The sequence below is a fragment of the Nitrobacter sp. 62-13 genome (assembly GCF_001896955.1).
In the GTDB taxonomy this organism is placed as follows: Bacteria; Pseudomonadota; Alphaproteobacteria; order Rhizobiales; family Xanthobacteraceae; genus Nitrobacter.
Genome location: NZ_MKRN01000195.1, coordinates 1 through 3,672, shown reverse-complemented (window position 1 = coordinate 3,672; position 3,672 = coordinate 1). Strand labels below are relative to the sequence as shown.

General features: G+C 62.5%; 3 protein-coding genes and 1 pseudogene. 2 read left to right on the top strand and 2 right to left on the bottom strand.

The features are described from left to right. Positions 1–318 (bottom strand): annotated as a pseudogene (locus tag BGN91_RS14980) (tyrosine--tRNA ligase); the annotation flags it as partial. A 160-nt stretch (positions 319–478) separates the two neighbouring features. Between BGN91_RS14980 and BGN91_RS14975 the strand changes: the two are divergent. Next, positions 479–1,579 (top strand): anhydro-N-acetylmuramic acid kinase, encoded by a 1,101-nt coding sequence (locus tag BGN91_RS14975; protein ID WP_292614476.1) that lies wholly within the window; start codon positions 479–481, stop codon positions 1,577–1,579. 23 nt (positions 1,580–1,602) lie between these two features. On the opposite strand, the gene BGN91_RS14970 is transcribed toward BGN91_RS14975, so the two are convergent. Further along, on the bottom strand, positions 1,603–2,250 hold the full coding sequence (locus tag BGN91_RS14970; protein ID WP_292614474.1) for an alpha/beta hydrolase: 648 nt from the start codon (positions 2,248–2,250) through the stop codon (positions 1,603–1,605). 119 nt (positions 2,251–2,369) lie between these two features. Here BGN91_RS14970 and BGN91_RS14965 point away from each other — a divergent pair, with 119 nt between their 5' ends. Next, positions 2,370–3,545: a cysteine desulfurase family protein gene (locus tag BGN91_RS14965; protein WP_292614472.1), complete on the top strand. Its 1,176-nt coding sequence runs from the start codon at positions 2,370–2,372 to the stop codon at positions 3,543–3,545. The last annotated feature ends 127 nt before the right edge of the window (positions 3,546–3,672 follow it).

Sequence of the window (3,672 nt, the reverse complement as noted above, 5' to 3'; positions counted from 1 at the left end):
AATGCTGGCCTTGTTGGCCTCGATTTCCGCGACGCTGCGGATCGCGCGCGATTCATCCTTGCCGGAGGGGTCGCCGACCATGGTGGTGCCGCCGCCCATCAGCGTGATCGGCTTGTTGCCGCTCTGCTGGAGCCAGTGGAGCATCATCATGGTCAGGTAGTTGCCGATATGCAGCGAGGGCGCGGTGCAGTCGTAGCCGACATAAGCCGTCGCCTGGCCTTTCGCGGCCAGCGCATCAAGCCCCTCGATATCGGAGCACTGATGGATGAAGCCCCGTTCCTGAAGGATGTTGAGGAAATCGGACTTGAAGGCGGCCATGGCTAAGGGACCCTGATCGTTCTTGTTCGGCTCTGTCGCAAATTCGATTCCGGCGCATCATGGCCGGACACTGCCGCCGGGCTCCGCTGTGTGCCATTATAAGAAGCGCGCGTTCGGCACAAGCCGGAGGCCGCATGGCAGCCAGCAGGAGGTCCGCACGATGATGACGGCGATCGGTCTGATGAGCGGTACCTCGCTGGACGGTGTCGACGTCGCGTTGATCGAAACCGATGGCGAGCGAGTGGCGGCGTTCGGGCCGACCGGCTACCGTCCTTACACGGACCACGAACGCGGCCTGTTGCGAGAGGCCCTCGCGCAGGCCGTCGCTCTGACGCGGCGCGACGCGCGGCCGGGCGTGATCGGCGAGGCCGAGCGCGCCGTGACCATGGCGCACGCCGAAGCCGTTGCTGCGTTCCTCGCGCGAAATCATATCGCGCGCGAAGATATCGAGATTGTCGGCTTTCATGGCCAGACCATCCTGCATCGGCCGGCGCAGCGGCTGACCGTGCAGATCGGCGACGCCGACGCATTGGCGAAAGCGATCCGCGTTCCGGTGATGCACGATTTTCGCGCGGCCGATGTGGCCGCCGGCGGGCAGGGCGCGCCGTTCGTTCCGGTCTATCATCGCGCGCTGGCGCAATCACAAGGCCGCGAAGGACCGGTCTGCGTGGTCAACATCGGCGGGGTCTCCAACATCACCTATATCGATGGCGCCGACACGCTGATCGCCTGCGATACCGGTCCCGGCAATGCACTGCTGGATGATTTCATGCTGCGCGTGATGGGTCAGTCCTTCGACGGCGAGGGACGGCTGGCGGCGCAGGGCCGACCCGACACGGACTGGATCGCGCAGGCGTTGCAGCGCCCGTTCTTCGCACTGCCGCCGCCGAAGTCGCTCGACCGCAACGATTTTGCGTCGCTGCCGCTACCCGACATGGCGCCGGCCGACGGCGCGGCTACGCTGACCGCTTTCACTGCGGCGGCGATCGCGCGGATCGTTCCGCTGCTGCCGAAGCGGCCAGCAAACTGGATCGTGGCCGGCGGGGGAGCCCGCAATCCGACCATGCTCGGGATGCTGCGGGAGAGGCTTGCGCCGGCCTCCGTCGAGCCGGCCAATGCACTGGGTTGGTCGGCCGATGCCATCGAGGCACAGGCTTTCGGGTACCTTGCAGCGCGCGGCCTGCAAGGCTTGCCGCTGAGCTATCCTTCGACCACCGGTGTGCCCGTGCCTATGACCGGCGGAGTCATCGCCAAGCCTTGAGCCGCTTCTTCGGCTGCAAACGGTCAGCGGATGTTGGCGAGCCTCATGTCGAGATAGCCGGTCACCGTTTCCATCAACGGCTCCATCTTGTCCTCGAAGAAATGGTTGGCGCCCGGAATGACGTGCTGATCGATCACGATGCCCTTTTGCGTCTTCAGCTTTTCCACCAGCGTCGTGACATCCTTGGCGGGCGCGACGATATCCTTTTCGCCGTGGACGATCAGGCCGGAAGACGGGCATGGCGCGAGGAACGAGAAATCATAGCGGTTTGGCTCCGGCGCGATCGAAATGAAGCCTTCGACTTCGGGCCGGCGCATCAGCAATTGCATGCCGATCCATGCGCCGAAGGAGAAGCCCGCCACCCAGCAGGCGCGCGCCTCCGGATTGATGGTCTGCGCCCAGTCGAGCGCGGCTGCCGCGTCCGACAATTCACCGGTGCCATGATCGAACGAGCCCTGGCTGCGGCCGACGCCGCGAAAATTGAAACGCAGCACTGAAAAGCCCCGCGCCACAAAAGCATAATAGACCTGATAGACGATCGGGTGATTCATGCTGCCGCGAAACTGCGGATGCGGATGCAGGACCATCGCGATCGGCGCATTTTTCTGCTTCGCCGGATGATAACGGCCTTCGAGACGACCGGCGGGACCCGTAAAAATGACTTCAGGCATAAGAATCCTTGGCAAATCGTCCGCGAACGCTGCCGCGTTCTAACATAGAGCGAGGGGCGAAAAGCAAGCATCTTACGCGGCTCCGCCCGCGCCCGTCGAAAATATCGTATACTTACAACATGATGCAGAACCGGACTTATCTCGACTGGAACGCCACCACGCCGTTGCGCCGCGAGGCGCGCGATGCGATGACCGCCGCATGGGACGTTGTCGGCAACCCCTCCTCGATTCATGGGGAGGGCAGGCGGGCGCGCGGGCTCATGGAAAATGCGCGGGCCACGCTGGCTGCGGCAGTCGGTGCCCAATCCCGCAACGTGATCTTCACATCCGGCGGGACCGAAGCCAATGCGCTGGCTTTAAGCAACAGTCTTCAAAGAGATAAGCAAGCACCTGATAGGCTTATTGTTTCGGACATAGAACATGCCTCGGTGCTGGCCGGAGGTCAGTTCGATCCTGACCGGATCGCCCGCCTGCGGGTGCAGCGCTCGGGGGTGGTCGACCTCGATGCCTTGCGACCAATGCTCGCAGGAAGACCGCCGGCTTTGGTGTCGGTCATGCTCGCCAACAATGAAACCGGCGCCATTCAGCCGGTGGCCGAAGTGGCCGATCTGGTCCACGAGGCGGGCGGCCTGCTGCATGTTGACGCGGTTCAGGCGTTTGGAAAAATAGACTTCAATATCAAAGCATTGAATGTCGATCTTCTATCGGTTTCAGCGCATAAGATCGGGGGTCCGAAGGGGACGGGCGCATTGATCCTTGCGGAGAACGTGATCGGCCCTCGCGCGTTGATACAGGGCGGCGGTCAGGAGCGGGGTCGCCGCGCCGGCACGGAGAATGTGGCGGCTATTGCCGGCTTCGGAGCCGCGGTGGCGGCGGCGGTAGCAGGGAGGGCGAGCGACATGGCTCGGATCGAAATCCTCCGCGACCGGCTCGAACAAGGCTTTAGGCAAACCCAGGGCAAATCCCAAGCCGGCGTGATTTTTTCGCATGATGTCGCGCGTCTGCCGAATACGACACTTTTCGGAGTTCCCGCCTTGAAAGCGGAGACTGCCGTGGTCAGATTTGATCTAGAGGGGATTGCCGTGTCTTCCGGCTCTGCGTGTTCCTCAGGGAAGGTGCAACCCTCGCATGTATTGCAGGCGATGGGGTACGGCCCCGAACTGGTCAGAAGCGCAATACGATTTTCGCTGGGCTGGGAGACGACGGACGCAGATATCGATCGGGCTATTAAGGCTTGGCGAAAGCTCTCAGGTGCACTACTAAGGACAGACGAAACAGTGCTTGAACAGTTCTAAGACAATTTCTTGGGAACAGGCCGGGCGCTGAGACATGAAATCCACCGTGGTCCTTGAAACCGCGAGCGGAGGTAGGAATGGCAGCCGTACAAGAGACGGTCGATCGGGTTCGCCAGATCGACGTCGA

What these genes read in the sequence shown, in the direction of transcription:
- BGN91_RS14965 (WP_292614472.1), top strand. Translation starts at nt 2,370, where the DNA reads ATGATGCAGAACCGGACTTATCTCGACTGGAACGCCACCACGCCGTTG.
- BGN91_RS14970 (WP_292614474.1), bottom strand. Translation starts at nt 2,250, where the DNA reads ATGCCTGAAGTCATTTTTACGGGTCCCGCCGGTCGTCTCGAAGGCCGT.
- BGN91_RS14975 (WP_292614476.1), top strand. Translation starts at nt 479, where the DNA reads ATGATGACGGCGATCGGTCTGATGAGCGGTACCTCGCTGGACGGTGTC.